Annotated in this window: 15 protein-coding genes; 12 read left to right on the forward strand and 3 right to left on the reverse strand. The window is 71.9% G+C overall.

The window, feature by feature from the left end:
• Nucleotides 1–82: 82 nt before the first annotated feature.
• A complete protein-coding gene (pdxA, locus tag OKJ99_RS28150; RefSeq protein WP_326020520.1) occupies nt 83–1,102 on the reverse strand; it encodes a 4-hydroxythreonine-4-phosphate dehydrogenase PdxA in 1,020 nt (339 codons plus the stop codon).
• Nucleotides 1,103–1,201: 99 nt separating this feature from the next.
• Complete coding sequence (locus OKJ99_RS28155) at nt 1,202–2,452, reverse strand: four-carbon acid sugar kinase family protein (protein WP_326020522.1); 1,251 nt, start codon at nt 2,450–2,452, stop codon at nt 1,202–1,204.
• A gap of 220 nt (nt 2,453–2,672) precedes the next feature.
• On the opposite strand from OKJ99_RS28155, the gene OKJ99_RS28160 reads away from it, so the two are divergent.
• From OKJ99_RS28160 to OKJ99_RS28210, 11 genes are all read left to right on the forward strand, one after another.
• Nucleotides 2,673–3,653: an aldo/keto reductase gene (locus tag OKJ99_RS28160; RefSeq protein ID WP_326020524.1), complete on the forward strand. Its 981-nt coding sequence runs from the start codon at nt 2,673–2,675 to the stop codon at nt 3,651–3,653.
• 61 nt (nt 3,654–3,714) lie between these two features.
• On the forward strand, nt 3,715–4,500 hold the full coding sequence (locus OKJ99_RS28165) for an HpcH/HpaI aldolase family protein (protein ID WP_326020527.1): 786 nt from the start codon (nt 3,715–3,717) through the stop codon (nt 4,498–4,500).
• Entirely contained in the window at nt 4,500–5,453 is a 954-nt protein-coding gene (locus OKJ99_RS28170) for a phosphoglycerate dehydrogenase (protein WP_326020529.1), read from the forward strand. Before OKJ99_RS28165 ends, OKJ99_RS28170 begins: the two co-directional genes overlap by 1 nt.
• A 114-nt stretch (nt 5,454–5,567) precedes the next feature.
• A complete protein-coding gene (locus OKJ99_RS28175) occupies nt 5,568–6,992 on the forward strand; it encodes an Nramp family divalent metal transporter (protein ID WP_326020531.1) in 1,425 nt (474 codons plus the stop codon).
• 160 nt (nt 6,993–7,152) lie between these two features.
• Entirely contained in the window at nt 7,153–8,121 is a 969-nt protein-coding gene (gene ltnD, locus OKJ99_RS28180; RefSeq protein WP_326020533.1) for an L-threonate dehydrogenase, read from the forward strand.
• 1 nt (nt 8,122) lies between these two features.
• Nucleotides 8,123–9,409, forward strand: coding sequence for a 3-oxo-tetronate kinase (gene otnK, locus OKJ99_RS28185; RefSeq protein WP_326020535.1), 1,287 nt, complete (start codon nt 8,123–8,125; stop codon nt 9,407–9,409).
• The gene (locus OKJ99_RS28190) at nt 9,406–10,086 is read left to right on the forward strand and encodes a class II aldolase/adducin family protein (protein ID WP_326020537.1); all 681 of its coding nucleotides are present in this window, start codon (nt 9,406–9,408) and stop codon (nt 10,084–10,086) included. Before otnK ends, OKJ99_RS28190 begins: the two co-directional genes overlap by 4 nt.
• A gap of 60 nt (nt 10,087–10,146) precedes the next feature.
• Complete coding sequence (locus tag OKJ99_RS28195; protein ID WP_326020539.1) at nt 10,147–11,454, forward strand: MFS transporter; 1,308 nt, start codon at nt 10,147–10,149, stop codon at nt 11,452–11,454.
• 36 nt (nt 11,455–11,490) lie between these two features.
• On the forward strand, nt 11,491–12,306 hold the full coding sequence (gene otnI, locus OKJ99_RS28200) for a 2-oxo-tetronate isomerase (RefSeq protein ID WP_326020541.1): 816 nt from the start codon (nt 11,491–11,493) through the stop codon (nt 12,304–12,306).
• Nucleotides 12,303–13,343 (forward strand): D-erythronate dehydrogenase, encoded by a 1,041-nt coding sequence (denD, locus tag OKJ99_RS28205; protein ID WP_326020542.1) that lies wholly within the window; start codon nt 12,303–12,305, stop codon nt 13,341–13,343. Before otnI ends, denD begins: the two co-directional genes overlap by 4 nt.
• A gap of 4 nt (nt 13,344–13,347) precedes the next feature.
• A complete protein-coding gene (locus OKJ99_RS28210) occupies nt 13,348–14,118 on the forward strand; it encodes a FadR/GntR family transcriptional regulator (protein ID WP_326020544.1) in 771 nt (256 codons plus the stop codon).
• A 22-nt stretch (nt 14,119–14,140) separates the two neighbouring features.
• Here OKJ99_RS28210 and OKJ99_RS28215 read toward each other — a convergent pair whose 3' ends face one another.
• Nucleotides 14,141–15,304, reverse strand: a complete 1,164-nt coding sequence (locus tag OKJ99_RS28215; RefSeq protein ID WP_407700781.1) for an acyl-CoA dehydrogenase family protein — start codon at nt 15,302–15,304, stop codon at nt 14,141–14,143.
• Between the two features lie 215 nt (nt 15,305–15,519).
• On the opposite strand from OKJ99_RS28215, the gene OKJ99_RS28220 reads away from it, so the two are divergent.
• Nucleotides 15,520–16,707 (forward strand): CaiB/BaiF CoA transferase family protein, encoded by a 1,188-nt coding sequence (locus OKJ99_RS28220; protein ID WP_326020546.1) that lies wholly within the window; start codon nt 15,520–15,522, stop codon nt 16,705–16,707.
• Nucleotides 16,708–16,779 lie beyond the last annotated feature (72 nt).

Consider the following 16,779-nt stretch of genomic DNA (forward strand, 5'->3'; position numbering starts at 1 on the left):
GGCGGCGGTCAACGGCGGTGCGGGGAACGGCGGTTCGGGCCGCCGGGACGGTAGGCGGTTCAAGCCGCTGGGGCGGGCGGGATCAGACCGCCGGGGCGGGCGCCGTGGCCATCTCGGCCGCCTGGCGAAGGGCCTCGACCATGCTACCGGCCTCCGCCTTCCCGGTTCCCGCGATGTCGAACGCGGTGCCGTGGTCGACGGACGTGCGGATCACGGGCAGGCCCACGGTCAGGTTCACGCCCGCCTCGATGCCGAGGACCTTGACGGGGCCGTGGCCCTGGTCGTGGTACATCGCGACGATGAGGTCGTAATCGCCGCGCGAGGCGAGGAAGAAGGCGGTGTCGGCCGGGAGCGGCCCCCGCGCGTCCACGCCCGCGGCCTTCAGCTTCTCCAGGGCCGGTTCGATCTTCTCGGCCTCCTCGCCGTAGCCGAACAGGCCGTTCTCGCCCGCGTGCGGGTTGATGCCGCAGACACCGATGACGGGGTGCGGGGTGCCGGCGCGGACCATCGCCTCGTGGCCGCGGCGCACGGTGCGCTCGACGAGGCCCGGCTCGATGCGGTTGACCGCGTCGATGAGGCCGATGTGTGTCGTCACATGGATGACCTTGACCTTCTCCGTGGACAGCATCATCGACACCTCTTCGGTGCCGGTGAGGTGGGCCAGGAGTTCGGTGTGTCCCGGGTAGATGTGTCCGGCGGCGTGCAGGGCGCCCTTGTTGAGCGGGGCCGTGCAGATGCCCTGGACGTCGCCCGCCATGGCGAGTTCGGCGGCCCGCTTCACGTATTCGTACGCCGCGTTGCCCGCGATCTCGGAGAGTTCGCCCCAGGGCAGGTCGGCGGGGAGCAGCGCGAGGTCGACGACGTTCACGCGGCCGGGCGTGAAGACCGCGTCCCGTGGGTGGTCGACCGCGGCCACCTCGCACTCCAGGTCCAGGATGCGGGCCGCCTCGCGCAGCCGCGCCGCGTCGCCGATGACGACCGGGCGGCAGCGGCCGAGGACCGCCTCGTCGAGCAGCGCGGCGACGACGACCTCGGGTCCTACGCCCGCGCCGTCCCCCATCGTGACGGCGATGAGCGGGAGTTGGGGCAGATCGGGGCTCATGGGTGACTCCTAGAAGATCCTGAAAATCCTGGAAGCTGGAAAGGGGTACGGGGGCGGGGGCCCGGGACTCGGGACTCGGGACTCGGGACTCGGGCGGGATCAGCTCATCGGCCGGGCGGGGGCGGGCGTCGCCAGGTGCGGTCTCAGGGCCGTCGCGATGCGCAGGAGCGAGTCCTCGGCGCCGTAGCTGCCGGGGCGGGTCACGACGCTGCGGCCGTCGGGGGTGCGGGAGTGGACGGCGCCGTGGTGGATCTCGTCGACCGGGTCCAACTCCCGTATGTCCAGGGCGTCCAGGGTGGCGCGTGCTGTCTCGCCGCCGGTGAGGACGAGGTCGGGGCGGCCCGGCCAGGTGGTGGCGAGTGCGGCGAGGGCCGCGCTGAGTGCGCGCCCGCCGCCGGGGTGCAGCCCCGCCGAGCCGTCGATGGACAGGACGGTGTCCGCCGAAGCGGCGTCCGCCCGCGCCTCCACCGCGCCCGCCATCAACTCGACCGGATCGAGGGGGAGATGACACATGCCCAGCGCCGTGAGGTGCGCGATCTGCCGTGCCACCCCCGGCTCCGCCGTCCCCGCCACCACGAGCAGCGGGGCCGCCGCATCGCGCGCGGGTGGCGGTACGGGCGCGGGCACGGTGGGCCGCGCGAGCGCCCGGCCGAGCGCTCCCGCGAGGCCGCCGCTGCCGAGCAGCCGGAAGCCGGGGCCCAGGCGCAGGGTGGCCGCCACGATGGCGTCGAGATCGGCGTCGGTATCGGCGTCAGGGGCGGGGTGGGCGCCGGACGCCGCCACGCTCTTCAATTCGGCTTCCAGGCACGGGAGTTCGGAGCGGACGACCGCCAAGGGGATCGTCCTCACCAGTAGCCCCGGGAACGCCTCCGCCACCGATCGCGGCGGCGCTGCGCGTTCCGCGCGCCAGCCGTTCGTTTCGTGCAGCGGCACCCCGTCCACGTGCACGACACCACCCGTCACGGTGCGCCGGGCGGCGGGCAGCGCGGGGGCGATGACGAGCGCTTCCGCGCCCTCGGCGTACGCGAGGGCCTCGACGGCGACGTTGCCGCGCAGCTGCGAGTCGATCTTCTTGTAGAGCAGTCCGTACGCGCCACTGGCACCGGAGCCATCGGAGTGGCCGGAACCGGCGGAGCCCAGGGCCGAACGCACGGCATCTGCCGCATCGGCAGGCGGCAGATGCCGCGTGTTCAGGTCCACGACGAGGTCGTGCGCGGGTGCCGCGGCACCGCCGGTCGGCGCGGCGAGGGACAGGCGCACCGGGCCGCCGAGCGCACGGGCGGCCTCGGCCGCACCGGACAGGTCGTCCGCGAGGGCGAACACGGCGGGAAGCGGGTGCGACGAAGTCACAGGATCGAACCTCCTTGGGAACGCCCGACGTTGGGTGGCCCCGCTCGGATCATGACACAGGTTGCGCGATCTGCGCGAGACCTCTTGCGCACAACGCGCAGCCATGCGAGCGTTCCCCTGTCCGACGCCCCTCTGTGGCCGGTCGGCCCGCCGCCTCTCCCCCGTGCCCACCCCGACGCCGCCCGCCCTCCGCGCGGCACGTCCCCGGAAGGACCCCACCGTGACCCCCGGCATCCAACTCCCGTACGCTCCCGTCCCGTTGTCACGCCTCGTGCTCGGCACCATGACCTTCGGCGACACCGCGGACCGCGCGGCGGCCGCGGCGATGCTGGACGCCGCGCTCGACGCGGGCGTCACCGGTGTGGACACCGCCAACGGCTACGCGGGCGGCGAGAGCGAGCGCATCCTCGCCGAACTGCTGCCCGGCCGCCGCGACCGGGTCGTGCTCGCGACGAAGGCCGGTATCCCGCACCCCGACCAGGGCGAGTACGCGCCACTGTCCGCCGAGGGCCTGCGCACCGCGCTCGACGGCAGCCTCCAACGCCTGGGCACGGACCACGTCGACCTCTTCTACCTGCACCAGCCGGACCGGGCGACACCGCTCAGCGAAACACTCGCCACCGTCGCCGAGTTCGTGAAGGCCGGCAAGGTGCGCGCACTCGGTGTCTCCAACTACGCGGCGTGGCAGATCGCCGAGCTGAACCGGGTCGCGGACGAGGTGGGCGCGCCACGCCCCGTCGTCGCGCAGCAGCTGCACAACCTGCTCGCGCGCCGCATCGAGGAGGAGTACGTCGAGTTCGCCGCGCGGACCGGGCTGCACACCATGGTCTACAACCCGCTCGGCGGTGGTCTTCTCACCGGCCGGCACCGCTTCGAACAGGCCCCGGAAGGCGGCCGGTTCGGCGACTCCAGGGTCGCGGCGATGTACCGGCAGCGCTACTGGAACGAGGACCTGTTCCGCGCGGTGGCCGACCTGACGGCCATCGCCTCCGACGCGGGCCTCCCGCTCACCGAGCTGTCCCTGCGCTGGCTGCTCTCGCGCCCCTCCACCGACGCCCTGCTGCTCGGCGGCTCGAAGGTCGACCACCTCAGGGCGAACATCGCGGCCGCGGCCCGGGGCCCGCTGCCCGGGGACGTACTGACCGCCTGCGACGAGGTCGGCGCCCGGCTGCGCGGCCCGATGCCCGCCTACAACCGCTGACCTCCGCCCCACTCTGCCCCCCCCTTCACACCTCTTCGCACCTCTCGTACTGGAGACACCCATGTCCACCGGACGCACCTCCGCCGAGTTCACCGCCGCGCTGCGCAACCGCGAACAGCTCATCGGCTACTGGTCGTTGCTCGACTCCCCGGTCGCCGCCGAGCGACTCGCCCGCGTCGGGTACGACTACCTCGCCTTCGACGCGCAGCACGGCCTCTTCGGCTACCAGGGCATGCTCAACAACCTCCTCGCCACCGACACCAAAGGCTCCACGGCCGTCGGCATGGTGCGCGTCGAGGCCAATGACCTCACGTACATCGGCAAGGCCCTCGACGCGGGCGCGACCGCCGTCATCGTGCCGCTGATCGACACCGCGCAGGACGCCGCCGACGCGGTGGCCGCCGTGCGCTACCCGCCGCACGGCCGCCGCAGCTACGGACCGATGCGCGCCCAGCTGCGCGTCGGCCCGAACCCGGCCGACACCCATGACGCGACCGCCGTCCTCGCGATGATCGAGACGGCCGACGGGCTCGCCAACGTCGAGGAGATCTGCGCGACGCCCGGACTCGACGGCATCTACGTCGGCCCCTCCGACCTGCGCCTCGCCATCGGCGGCGCGACGTCCTCCGACCCGTCCGTGCAGGGCGAGTTCGAGCAGGCCCTGATCCGCGTACGGAAGGCGGCCGAGGACGCGGGCATCGCGGCCGGCATCCACAACGCCGACGGCGCGAGCGCGGCCCGCCGCCTCGCCGAGGGCTTCACGTTCGCCACCGTCGCCGCCGACGTCGTCCACCTCCAGCAGATCGCCACGTCCCACCTGGACGCGGCGCGCGGCGGCGCGCACTGATGCCGACGACGCTGATCACCACACCCACCTTCGCCCGGCACTCCGCACGCCCGTGGCAGATCCTGGAGACGGCGGGCGCGGGTCCGCTGCGCCCGCGCGAGGACGCGGCGCTGCCGGGCGCCGAGCTGCTGAAGTTCGCCGTCGACGCGGACGCCCTGATCGTCGGCATGGAACCGATCACCGCCGAAGTGATGGACGCCGCACCGCGGTTGAAGGTGATCGCCAAGCACGGCGTGGGCGTCGACACCATCGACCTGGACGCGGCCCGCGAGCGCGGCATCCCGGTCGTCTGCGCCCCCGGCAGCAACTCCCGTGCCGTCGCCGAGTACACCTTCGGCCTGCTCCTGTCGGCGGCCCGCTCGCTCACGGCCTCACACGTCGCGGTGTCAACGGGCGGCTGGCCGAAGCTGTTCGGCCCCGAGCTGCACGGCAGGACGCTGGGCATCGTCGGCTTCGGCCGGATCGGGCGGCTGCTCGCCGGATACGCGCGGGCCTTCGGCATGGCGGTGCTCGCCCACGACCCGTACGTACCGGACGACACCATCCGCTCGCTCGACGCCGAACCGGCAGACCTGGACGCCCTGTTGACGCGCGCCGATGCCATCAGCCTGCACACGCCGCCGGACCCGTCCGGCACCCCGCTCCTGGACCGCCCCCGCCTGGAGTCCATGAAGCGCGGTGTCCTCCTCGTCAACGCGGCACGCGGCGGCCTGATCGACGAGGCCGCACTCGCCGAGCTGCTGGCGAACGACCACATCGGCGCGGCCGCCCTCGACGCGTTCAGCACGGAGCCCCTGCCCGCCGACCACCCGCTGCGCGATGCCCCGCGCACCCTGCTGACCTCGCACATGGCGGCCTGCACCCCCGAGGCGAACCAGGCCATGGGCGCGATGGTCGCCGAGGACGTGGTCCGCGTCCTCGCGGGGCAGCCCGCCCACCACGAAGCCACCTGAGACACCGAGCACCGCGACGCACCCCGCCACCCCGCCACTCCCCACACCTCACTCCCCACACCTCCCCGTCCGGATTCCGGCGATGGCGCCGGAAGACCCCCAAGGACCTGACACATGGCCACCACCACGTCCGGCGCCGTCCCACCGCCGCCCACGCAGGCCGATCCGTACGCCCTGCGCGCCGAAGACACCCGCCCGGCCCCCGAGACCTTCCGCGGCAGGCTGCGCAAGCTCGGTCCCGGGCTCATCCTCTCCGCGGCCGTCGTCGGCTCCGGTGAACTGATCACCACCACCTCGCTCGGCGCCAAGGCCGGCTTCGCCCTGCTCTGGCTCGTGATCATCTCCACCGCGGTCAAGGTGTGGGTGCAGATGGAGCTGGCCCGCTGGACCATCCTCACCGGCCGTCCCGCGCTCGACGGCTTCCGTGACATCGGTCCCCGGATCGGCCGGCTGAGCTGGATCAACTGGCTCTGGATCGGCATGGACTTCGCCAAGATGTTCCAGCGCGGCGGCATCATCGGCGGTACGGCCGCGGCCTGTTCCATCCTGCTGCCGATCCACGGCGGCGCGCTCAGCGTCGCGTCGCTGACCATCTGGGCGGTCATCGTCACGGCCGCCGCCGTGCTCATCCTTCAGACGGGCAAGTACCACGTCGTCGAGCGCGTCGAGGTCATCGGCATCACGCTCAAGACCGTCATCACCGTCGGACTCGCCCTCGCCCTGCCGCTCACCGCCTTCGGCTACGGCTCCGCCGACCTCGCCGAGGGCCTGAGCTTCCAGATCCCGGCGGGCACGGTGGGTATCGCCCTCGCCATGTTCGGCATCACCGGTGTCGGCGCCGACGAGATGACCACGTACACGTACTGGTGTCTGGAGAAGGGCTACGCCCGCTGGACCGGCCCGGACGACGGCACCGAGGAGCGCGCGCGGCGCGCCGAGGGCTGGCTGAAGGTGATGCGCCTCGACGTGGGTGTCTCGTGGGTCATCTGCACCCTGTGCACGCTGTCCTTCTACACGATCGGCGCCTCGGTCCTGCACCCACAGGGCCTCGTGCCCGAGGGCAACGACATGATCACCACGCTGTCGCACATGTACACCGACGTGCTCGGCCCGTGGGCGCAGTACCTCTTCCTGGCCGGCGCGATCGCGGTGCTCTTCTCCGTGACGGTCGCGTCCTCGGCGAGCGTGCCGCGACTGTGGACCAACACCCTCGGACTGCTCGGTGTCATCGACTGGCACGACCTGCGCGCCCGCACGCGCACCATCCGCATCCTGACCTGGTGTCTGCCCCCGGTGTGGATGTGCTTCTTCCTGTGGGTGCAGTCCCCCGTCCTGATGGTGCAGATCGGTGGCATCGGCGGCGGCATCTTCCTGCTCGCCGTCGTGATCGCGGTGTGGCGCCTGCGCTACACCGGCGTCCCACCCCGCTTCCGCGCCAACCCCTGGCTGACCGCCGCCCTCGTGATCAGCAGCGCGGCGATCGCCTGCCTCGGGGTGTACGCGGTCCTGGACACACTGGGCGTCACACCGGGCGCTTGAACCCCGCCACCCGACCCCTGCCGGCACCGTCACACACCTGTGACCGGCATCACCCTGTACTCCTCGTTGACGTCAGGTCATCATATGACCTGCGCTCGACGGCCTCACGGGCCTCGACCCACGGCCCCTCGGCCCCGGCGAGAGACAGGGACGGACACCCATGCACGACCAGGATCACCCGGCACCGGCCGCACCCACGACCCGCGTGGGTGTCGTCGGCCTCGGGGCCATGGGGCTCGGCATGGCGCGCAGTCTGCGCGCCGCCGGGTTCCACGTGGCGGTCCACGACCTGCGCGCCGACGTGGCCGCCGACTTCGCACGCGAGGGCGGCGCCGCCTACGACTCGGCCGGTGACCTGGCAGCCGACGTCGACGTCCTCGTCGGTGTCGTCGTCAACTCGGCGCAGGTCGAGTCGGTCCTCTTCGGGGACGGCGGCGCGGCCCACCGGCTGCGCCCCGGCTCCGTCTACGTCATGTGCTCCACCGTCGACCCGGCCTTCTCCGCCCAACTGGAGGGCAGGCTCGGTGAGTTGGGCGTGCGTTTCCTCGACGCCCCGATCTCCGGCGGCGCCGCCCGCGCCGCGACCGGCGAGCTGACGATGATGACCTCCGGCTCCCCGGAGGCGTACGCGCTCGCCGACCCCGTGCTCGACGCGATGAGCACCACGGTCTACCGGCTCGGGGACACCGCGGGCCTCGGCTCCAAGGTCAAGATCGTGAACCAGCTGCTCGCGGGCGTGCACATCGCCGCCGCGGCGGAGGCCATGGCCCTCGGCATCAAGGCGGGCGTGCCGACCGAGGCGCTGTACGAGGTGATCACGCACAGCGCGGGCAACTCGTGGATGTTCGAGAACCGCATGGCCCACGTGCTGGCCGGGGACTACACACCGCTCTCCGCCGTCGACATCTTCGTCAAGGACCTCGGCCTCGTGCTGGACTCGGCGCGGCCTCAGAAGTTCCCGCTGCCGCTGTCCGCGACCGCCCACCAGATGTTCCTCCAGGCCTCCGCGTCCGGTCTCGGCGGCGAGGACGACAGCGCGGTCATCAAGATCTTCCCGGGGATCGAGCTGCCCGAGCCGAAGCCCGTGCCCACGCCCGCGCCCGCGCCCGCGTCCCAGAAGGAGAACTGACATGGCCATCCGCCTCGGATGCATCGCCGACGACTTCACCGGCGCCACCGACCTCGCCAACAACCTGGTGCGCGCGGGCATGCGCGTGGTCCAGCTGATCGACGTACCGGCACCGGACACCGAGACACCGCAGGACGCCGACGCGGTCGTCATCGCGCTCAAGTCGCGGACCGTACCGGCGGCCGAGGCCGTCGAGGTCTCGCTGCGCGCCCTGGAGTGGCTGCGCTCCGCGGGCGCCGAGCAGATCTACTTCAAGTACTGCTCGACCTTCGACTCGACGCCGGCCGGCAACATCGGCCCGGTCACCGAGGCGCTGATGGACGCGCTCGGCACCGACTTCACCGTCGCGACGCCCGCGTTCCCCGACAACGGGCGCACCGTCTTCAAGGGACACCTCTTCGTCGGTGACGTGCTGCTCGCCGAGAGCGGCATGCGCCACCACCCGCTCACCCCGATGACCGACTCCAACCTGGTGTCGGTGCTCGGCGCGCAGACCGGGCGGCCCGTCGGGCTCATCGACCACAAGGCCGTCGCGGCTGGGCCCGAGGCGATCGAGGCGCGGATCGCCACGCTGCGCAAGGACGGCATCGGCGCCGCGGTCGTCGACGCCGTGTCGAACGACGACCTCGTGCGCCTGGGTGCCGCGGTCGCCGGACTGCCGCTGGTCACCGCCGGTTCGGGCCTCGCCATCGGGCTGCCCGCGAACTGGGGCATCGAGCCGTCCCCGGAAGCCGCCCAACTCCCCGCCGCTTCCGGCCACTCCGCGGTCGTCGCCGGTTCGGTGTCCGCCGCCACGAACGGCCAGGTGCGCGCGTTCCTGGACACCGGCCGACCGGGCTTCAGCGTCGACCCGATGCGGATCGCGGCGGGCGAGGACGTGGCCGCCGAGGCGCTCGCCTTCGCCGACGCCCACCTGTCGTCCGAAGGGCCGGTCCTCATCTACTCGACCGAGTCCCCCGACGCCGTACGCGACGTGCAGGGCCGGCTCGGGGCCGCCGAGGCCGGTGAGCTGGTGGAGCGGACGCTCGCGCGCGTCGCCCAGGGCCTCGTCGAACGCGGGGTGCGACGGCTCGTCGTCGCCGGTGGCGAGACCTCCGGCGCCGTCGTGCAGGCCCTCGGCCTGACCGGACTGCGGATCGGCCCGCAGATCGACCCGGGTGTGCCGTGGTGTGCGGCGCCGCTCGCCGGCGGTGACACCCTGCACATCACGCTCAAGTCGGGGAACTTCGGCGGCCCGGACTTCTTCACCACATCGTTCGACCTGCTCGGCAACGGGGAGTCGCAGTGACCCAGGACCTCAAGTCGGCCGCCGAGGACGCCCGTTCGGAGATCGTCCGCGTCGGCAACAGCCTCTTCGCCCGCGGCTACGTCCACGCCAGCGCCGGCAACATCAGCGCCCGGCTCGACGACGGCCTCGGCCACCTCATCACCCCGACCGACGCGGCCCTCGGCTTCCTCGACCCCGAGCGGCTCGCACTCGTCGACGGCGAGGGTGTGCAGGTCGCGGGCGACCGCGCCAGCAAGACCCTCACCCTGCACCGCCGGATCTACGAGGCCGACCCCACGGCCCGCTTCGTGATCCACACCCACTCCACGCACCTGGTCGCGCTCACCCTCGCCGGTGTGTGGCACCAGGACGACGTCCTGCCACCCATCACCCCGTACTACGTGATGAAGGTGGGGCACGTCCCGCACATCCCCTACCACCGGCCCGGCGACCCGCGCGTCGCCGATCTGGTGACCGAGCGCATCAACTCGCGTGCCACGCAAGGCACTTCGATCCGCGCGGTCCTGCTCGACCGCCTCGGCCCCGTCGTCTGGGGCCCGGACGCCGCCGCCGCGCTCGCCGTCCTCGAAGAGCTCGAGGAGACGGCCCGCCTCTGGCTGACGACCGACCGCAAACCCACCCCCCTCCCCGATGACGCCATCGCCGAACTGAGAGCCACGTTCGGCGCGGCGTGGTGACACCCCTCCCCCTGTCCCCTCCGCTCCCGCACCACTGAGCCGCACAAGGAAGTGCCCCTCATGTCCACGACCGTCCCCACGGCCGACACCCCCGAACTCGCGCGTGAGAACGCCGTGTTCCGCAAGGTGATCCGCCGCATCGTCCCCTTCCTGATCCTCTGCTACGTGGTCTCGTACCTGGACCGCGTCAACGTGGGCTTCGCCAAGCTGCAGATGTCCTCGGACCTCGGCTTCAGCGAGGCGGCCTACGGGCTCGGAGCCGGCCTCTTCTTCATCGGCTACTTCTTCTTCGAGGTCCCCTCGAACCTGCTGATGCAGAAGGTGGGCGCCCGCACCTGGATCGCCCGCATCATGATCAGCTGGGGCCTGGTGTCCGCGGCGTTCGCCTTCGTCAACAGCGAGGCGACGTTCTACGCGCTCCGCTTCCTGCTCGGCGCCGCCGAGGCCGGCTTCTACCCCGGCGTGATCCTCTACTGCACGTACTGGTTCCCGTCCCAGCGCCGGGCGCGCGTCATCGCGATGTTCATGTCGGCGATCCCCGTCGCGGGCATCTTCGGCAACCCGCTCTCCGGCTGGATCATGGACGTGTTCGACAACGCGGCCGGGTGGAGCGGCTGGCAGTGGCTGTTCGTCGTGGAGGCGATCCCCGCCCTCGTCATCGGCGTGGTCTGCCTGTTCTGGCTCGACAACAGCGTGCGCGACGCCAAGTGGCTGACCGACGACGAGAAGACGGTCATCGAGAAGGCCCTCGCCGCCGACGCCACCCACCACACCGTCCACGGCCGCGCCCTCGACGCCTTCCGCAACGGCAAGGTGTGGCTGATGTGCCTCATCTACTTCTGCTTCGTGATGGGCCAGTACGCGCTGACGTTCTGGATGCCGACCTTCGTTCAGTCCACCGGTGTCAAGGGCGGCCTCGCGATCGGCGTCCTGAGCGCCGTCCCGTACCTGGCCGCGCTGATCGCCATGAACCTCTTCGGCTTCTCCGCCGACAAGCGCCGCGAGCGCCGCTGGCACCTGGTGATCCCGTCCCTCATGGGCGCCGTCGGCTTCTCGATGGCGGCGAGCTTCACCGGGTCGACGGTGCTCGCCCTCGTCGCCCTGTCGATCGCCGCGGCGGGCGTCCTGACCTGCGCCCCGCTGTTCTGGTCGTTGCCGACCGCCTTCCTCGGCGGCACGGCGGCCGCGGCGGGCCTCGCGGTGATCAACTCGGTCGGCAACCTCGCCGGCTTCGTCAGCCCGTACATGATCGGCGCGCTGAAGGACGCGACCGGTTCGACGGCGATCCCGATGTACGTTCTGGCCCTTGCGCTCGTCATCGGTGCGGCGGCCGTCCTGACGACGAAGAAGGACGTCGTCAACCGCTGACGCACACGCCTCTCCCCATCCTCCATAGGAGTCACCATGCCGAGGTTCGCGGCGAACCTTTCCACGCTGTATCCCGAGTACGACTTCCTGGACCGCTTCGCCGCGGCCTCGGCGGACGGCTTCGAGGCCGTCGAGTACCTCTTCCCGTACGCGTACGGGACCGGGGAGCTCCGCGCCCGCCTCGACGAACACGGCCTGCGCCAGGTCCTGTTCAACGCCCCGCCCGGCGACTGGGACGGCGGCGAGCGCGGCATCGCGGCGCTGCCGGGCCGCGAGACCGAGGTGCGCGAGGGCGTCGACCGGGCGCTGGAGTACGCGGCCGCGCTCGGCAGCCCGCGGGTGCACATGATGGCGGGCCTCGTGCCCGAAGGTGTGTCGCGCGCCGAGTGCAGGGACACGTACCTGACCAACCTGGCGTACGCGGCCGAACAGGCGGCGCCTGCCGGGGTCGACGTCCTGATCGAGCCGATCAACACCCGCGACATGCCGGGCTACTTCCTGAATCATCAGGCCGAGGCGCACGCCGTGGTCCAGGAGGTGGGCGCGGCCAACCTGAAGGTCCAACTCGACCTGTACCACTGCCAGATCGTCGAGGGCGACCTCACCGCCACCCTCCGCCGCGACCTGCCGACGGGCCGCGTGGGCCATCTGCAGATCGCCGGCGTGCCCGACCGGCACGAGCCCGACGCGGGCGAGCTGAACCTCCGTCATTTGATGGGTGTCGTCGACGCGTTGGACTTCGACGGCTGGGTCGGCTGCGAGTACTTCCCGAAGGCCGGCACGAGCGAGGGTCTCGGCTGGCTGAAGAACTTCCGTACGAAGCAAGACAATTCTGGAGAGCACGCATCATGAGGATCGTCATCACGGGCGGCTTCGGCTTCCTGGGCCGCCAGGTCGCCGAGGCCCTGCTGGAGCGGCGCACGTTCGACGGCCTGCCCATCGACCGCCTCACGCTCGCGGACAAGTTCGTCCCGGACGAGTCGCCTCTGACGTCGGACGCCCTGGTGGACGTGGTCCAGGGTGACCTGACCGAGCACCTCGGGGACCTGTTCACCGAGTCGGCCCCGGTCGACGTGGTCATCCACCTCGCGGCCGCGGTGTCGTCGGAGTGCGAGGCGGACTTCGACCTCGGCATGACCGCGAACCTGGACACGACCCGCGCCCTCCTTCAGGCGGCACGCGCCCAGTCCGAGGCGGGCGGGCCTCTCGTACGCCTCGTCCTGGCCAGCAGCGTCGCGGTCTACGGCTCCGACGCGGCGCTCCCGCTGCCGGCCGTGGTCAGCGAGTCGACGCTGCCCACGCCGCAGTCCAGCTACGGCGTGCAGAAGCGGATCTGCGAGCAGCTGGTCGCCGAGTACACGCGCCGCGGGTACGTGGACGGCCGCGTCACGCGCCTGATGACGGTGTCGGTGCGACCCGGCAAGCCGAACGCGGCGGCCTCCGGCTTCCTGTCCGGCGTGGTCCGCGAACCCCTCGCGGGCCTCCCGGCGGCGTGCCCGGTGAGCCCGGAGACGCGGGTGGCGCTGGCTTCCCCGCGCCGCACGGTGGAGGGCATCCTGCGGGTGGCCCAGGCCGAACGCGGCGAGGGGAAGGGCCAGTTGACCGGCAACATCCCGGTGAACCTCCCCGCCCTGACGGTCACGGTCGCCGAGATGCTGCACACGCTCCGCGAGGTGGCGGGCGACGCGGTGGCCGACCTCGTGACGCTGGCCCCGGACCCGTCCGTGGAGGCGATCGTCGGCTCGTGGCCGGCGTCCTTCGACAACACCCGCGCGGCGGCGCTCGGCCTCTCCCCCGACCCGGACTTCGCGTCGGTGATCCGCCAGTACGTCGCCGACCACCCGGCCGCGGTCACCGCCGAGGTTCCCGCGGCCACGTCGATAGACTGACGCCATGTTCAACAAGGTGGACGGGCCCGTGCGGCTCGCCGATCGCGTCGCCGCGATGCTCACCGAGGAGATCGAGTCGGGGCGGCTGACGGAGGGCGACAAGCTGCCGACCGAGGTCGAACTCGTCAAGCAGCTCGGCGTCAGCCGCACGGTGATCCGCGAGGCGGTGTCCCGGCTGCGCAACGCGGGCCTGGTGGAACCCCGCCAGGGCAGGGGCGTCTTCGTGCTGCCCCGCCGCATCCGTCCACTGGACCTGGAGGGCGACACCGAGTCGCCGGGCACGCTGGCGAAGGTGCTCCAGATCGTCGAGGTGCGCCGCGCGATGGAGGCCGAGGCCGCCCATCTCGCGGCGACCCGCGCGAAGCCCGCCGACATCGTGCGGATGCGCGCGGCGCTGGCCGCCATCGACACGGCGGTCGCGGCGGGCGGCGACGGCACGGACGAGGACCTCGCCTTCCACCGCTCCATCGCCGAGTCGACGGGCAACCCGGTCCTGGTCTCCACCGTCCACTACCTCGGTGAGGTCTCCCGCGGCGGCATCCGCGTCACCCGCGCCAACGAGGCCCGCCGCGACGACTTCTTCGAGGCGGTCCGCCAGGAACACCAGGCGATCCTCACGGCCATCGAATCCGCCGACCCCAAGGCCGCCCGCACGGCGGCCCGCCGCCACATGAAACACGCGGCGACCCGCCTCCAGAAGGCGGACCCGGAGTTCTGGGACGAGGCGGAGGGGTTGGGCGTGGACGTGGACCTCGACCCGGACGCGGGGGCCTGAGCCACCCGCGCCCCCGGCCCGGTCACCGTGCGCGCAGCAGGTGCCGGGCCATCACGATCCGCTGGATCTGGTTGGTGCCCTCGTAGATCTGGGTGATCTTCGCGTCGCGCATCATGCGCTCGGCGGGGAAGTCCTGGGTGTAGCCGTAGCCACCGAGCAGTTGCACCGCGTCGGTGGTCACCGCCATCGCGACGTCGGAGGCCAGGCACTTGGCGGCCGCGCCGAAGTACGTCAGGTCGGGCGATCCGGCGCTGCTGCGGGCGGCCGCCGCGTACACCATTTGCCGCGCCGACTCGACCTTCATCGCCATGTCGGCGAGCAGGAACTGGACGCCCTGGAATTCGGCGACGGCCTTGCCGAACTGCTTGCGCTCCTGCACGTAGCCGACCGCGAGGTCGAGGGCTCCCTGCGCGATGCCCAGGGCCTGGGCCGCGACCGAGACACGTGTGTGGTCCAGGGTCCCGAGCGCCACCCGCATCCCCCTCCCCCGCTCGCCGAGCAGGCGGCCGCCGGGGATCCGGCAGCCGTCGAAGTACACCTCGCGGGTGACCGAGCCCTTCAGGCCCATCTTCCGCTCGGGCTCTCCGTAGGTGATGCCGGGGTCGTCCGCCTGCACGACGAAGGCGGAGATGCCGCGGGATCCGGCCTCCGGGTCGGTGACCGCGAAGACGATGAGGTAGCCGGCCACACCGGCGGAGGTGATCCAGGTCTTGACGCCGTCCAGCACCCAGTCGTCGCCCTCGGCCACCGCCCGGCAGCGCATCGCGGCCACGTCGCTGCCTGCCTCCCGCTCGCTGATGGCGTACGCCATCAGCGCCCTGCCCGCGGCGACTTCGGGGAGGTAGCGCCGCTTCTGCTCCTCCGTCCCCGCCAGCAGCAGCGGTACGACGCCGAGCTTGTTGGAGGTCTGGACGGTGGAGGACGAGGCGCACACACGGGCGACCTCCTCGACCGCGATGGCGGCGGCGATGGCGTCGACGCCGTCGCCGTCGTACTCCTCGGGGACGCCGGGAGCGTGCAGCCCGGCCGCCACGAGAATCTTGTAGTTGTCGTGCGGGAAGCCACCCCGCGCGTCGACTTCCGCGGCCCGGGGCCCGAGTTCCCTCTCCGCGAGAGTCCGGGCCGCGGCGCGGAACTCGTCGTACATCGGGGGCAGCAGGTACGGCGTGGTGGCGTGCTCGGTCATGGCGCGGCCCTTCAAAGGTGTGCGGATCGGTACGGGGAGGGCGGCACGGACGAGTGCGGCCCGGCTCCATTCCGGGGTACGGCGCCGGGCCGTGCCAACGTGCACGCGCACGAATATCGGCCCGCTGTTCATGCGCCCGCACATCGACCCCGCGGTGGACGCGGCCATACGTTCCGCATGCCGGATGCGATCCACCGAGTGAGAGGCGCGAGACGATGACCGTTCTTCAGGGGCTGCGAGTGCTCGATCTGAGCCGGGTGCTGGCGGGCCCGTACTGCACCGCCCTGCTGGCTGATCTCGGTGCGGACGTGGTCAAGGTCGAGCCGCCGGGCGGTGACGACGCCCGGCACCTCGGTCCCTTCCGGGACGGCGAGAGCGTCTACTTCGCCCAGCTCAACCGCGGCAAGCGGAGCATCGCCCTCGACCTGAAGAACGCGGACGACCACGCGCTGCTGCTCCGGCTGGTCGAGCGTGCCGACGTCTTCGTCGAGAACTTCCGCCCGGGTGTCGCCCAGCGTCTTGGCATCGACCACCCCACGCTCGCCGCGGTCAACCCGCGCCTGGTCTACGCGAGCATCTCGGGTTTCGGGCAGAGCGGCCCGATGCGTGAGCACCCCGCGTACGACCTGATCGTTCAGGCGATGTCCGGCCTGATGGCCGGGACCGGCACCCCCGACGGGCCGCCCACCAGGGTGGGTGAGTCGGTCGGTGACCTGATGGCCGGCCTTTTCGCCTCGTGGGCCATCAGCTCCGCCCTGTACGACCGGGAGCGCGGCGGCCGGGGCCGGCACATCGACATCGCCATGCTCGACTCGCTGGTGTCGCTGCAAGTGACCGCGATGAGCCTGGTCACGGCGACCGGACAGCTGCCGGGGCGGGTCGGCAACCGGCATCCGGTCTCCACACCGTTCGACACCTACCGCACCGTCGACGGGCTCGTGGCGATCGCGGTGGCGAGCGACACGGTCTTCGAACGGTTCGCCGCCCTGGTGGGACGGCCCGACCTCCCGTCCGATCCGAGGTTCCACGACGACACCGCCCGCTCCCGCCACGTCGAACAGGTACGGGAGATCACCGAGGCGTGGTCTGCGCACCTCACCACGGACCAGGCCCTGAAGCTGGCCCAGGAGGCGGGCGTCCCCGCAGCTCCGATCTGGGAGTTGACCGACGCGCTGCGCAGCGAACAGATCCAACAGCGGGGCCTGATAGGCGAGTTCGACCATCCAGTGCTGGGCCCCACCCCATACCTACGACAGCCGGCGCGGTTCGGGGACGCTGGGGACGCTTCCCCGGCCCCGACGGACGACACCCCCACGCCCCCGAGCCCGGGACTCGGTGCGCACGCCCACGACGTCGTCGCGCAGTGGCTCTCCGGGGACGGGGAGCGGGACGACAGGTCCTAGTAGTGCTTCGTTAGGTCTGTTCGTTGAGGCTGATCAGGAGCATGCTGGATGTGTGGACGCACATGAAGTGAA

Source organism: Streptomyces endophyticus, assembly GCF_035798155.1.
Taxonomy (GTDB): Bacteria; Actinomycetota; Actinomycetes; order Streptomycetales; family Streptomycetaceae; genus Streptomyces; species Streptomyces endophyticus.

Excerpts from the sequence above, each read along its gene's own strand:
- denD (WP_326020542.1), top strand. The coding sequence starts at position 12,303 with ATGAGGATCGTCATCACGGGCGGCTTCGGCTTCCTGGGCCGCCAGGTC.
- OKJ99_RS28220 (WP_326020546.1), top strand. The coding sequence starts at position 15,520 with ATGACCGTTCTTCAGGGGCTGCGAGTGCTCGATCTGAGCCGGGTGCTG.
- OKJ99_RS28195 (WP_326020539.1), top strand. The coding sequence starts at position 10,147 with ATGTCCACGACCGTCCCCACGGCCGACACCCCCGAACTCGCGCGTGAG.
- otnI (WP_326020541.1), top strand. The coding sequence starts at position 11,491 with ATGCCGAGGTTCGCGGCGAACCTTTCCACGCTGTATCCCGAGTACGAC.
- pdxA (WP_326020520.1), bottom strand. The coding sequence starts at position 1,102 with ATGAGCCCCGATCTGCCCCAACTCCCGCTCATCGCCGTCACGATGGGG.
- ltnD (WP_326020533.1), top strand. The coding sequence starts at position 7,153 with ATGCACGACCAGGATCACCCGGCACCGGCCGCACCCACGACCCGCGTG.
- OKJ99_RS28165 (WP_326020527.1), top strand. The coding sequence starts at position 3,715 with ATGTCCACCGGACGCACCTCCGCCGAGTTCACCGCCGCGCTGCGCAAC.
- OKJ99_RS28170 (WP_326020529.1), top strand. The coding sequence starts at position 4,500 with ATGCCGACGACGCTGATCACCACACCCACCTTCGCCCGGCACTCCGCA.
- OKJ99_RS28210 (WP_326020544.1), top strand. The coding sequence starts at position 13,348 with ATGTTCAACAAGGTGGACGGGCCCGTGCGGCTCGCCGATCGCGTCGCC.
- OKJ99_RS28215 (WP_407700781.1), bottom strand. The coding sequence starts at position 15,304 with ATGACCGAGCACGCCACCACGCCGTACCTGCTGCCCCCGATGTACGAC.
- OKJ99_RS28175 (WP_326020531.1), top strand. The coding sequence starts at position 5,568 with ATGGCCACCACCACGTCCGGCGCCGTCCCACCGCCGCCCACGCAGGCC.
- otnK (WP_326020535.1), top strand. The coding sequence starts at position 8,123 with ATGGCCATCCGCCTCGGATGCATCGCCGACGACTTCACCGGCGCCACC.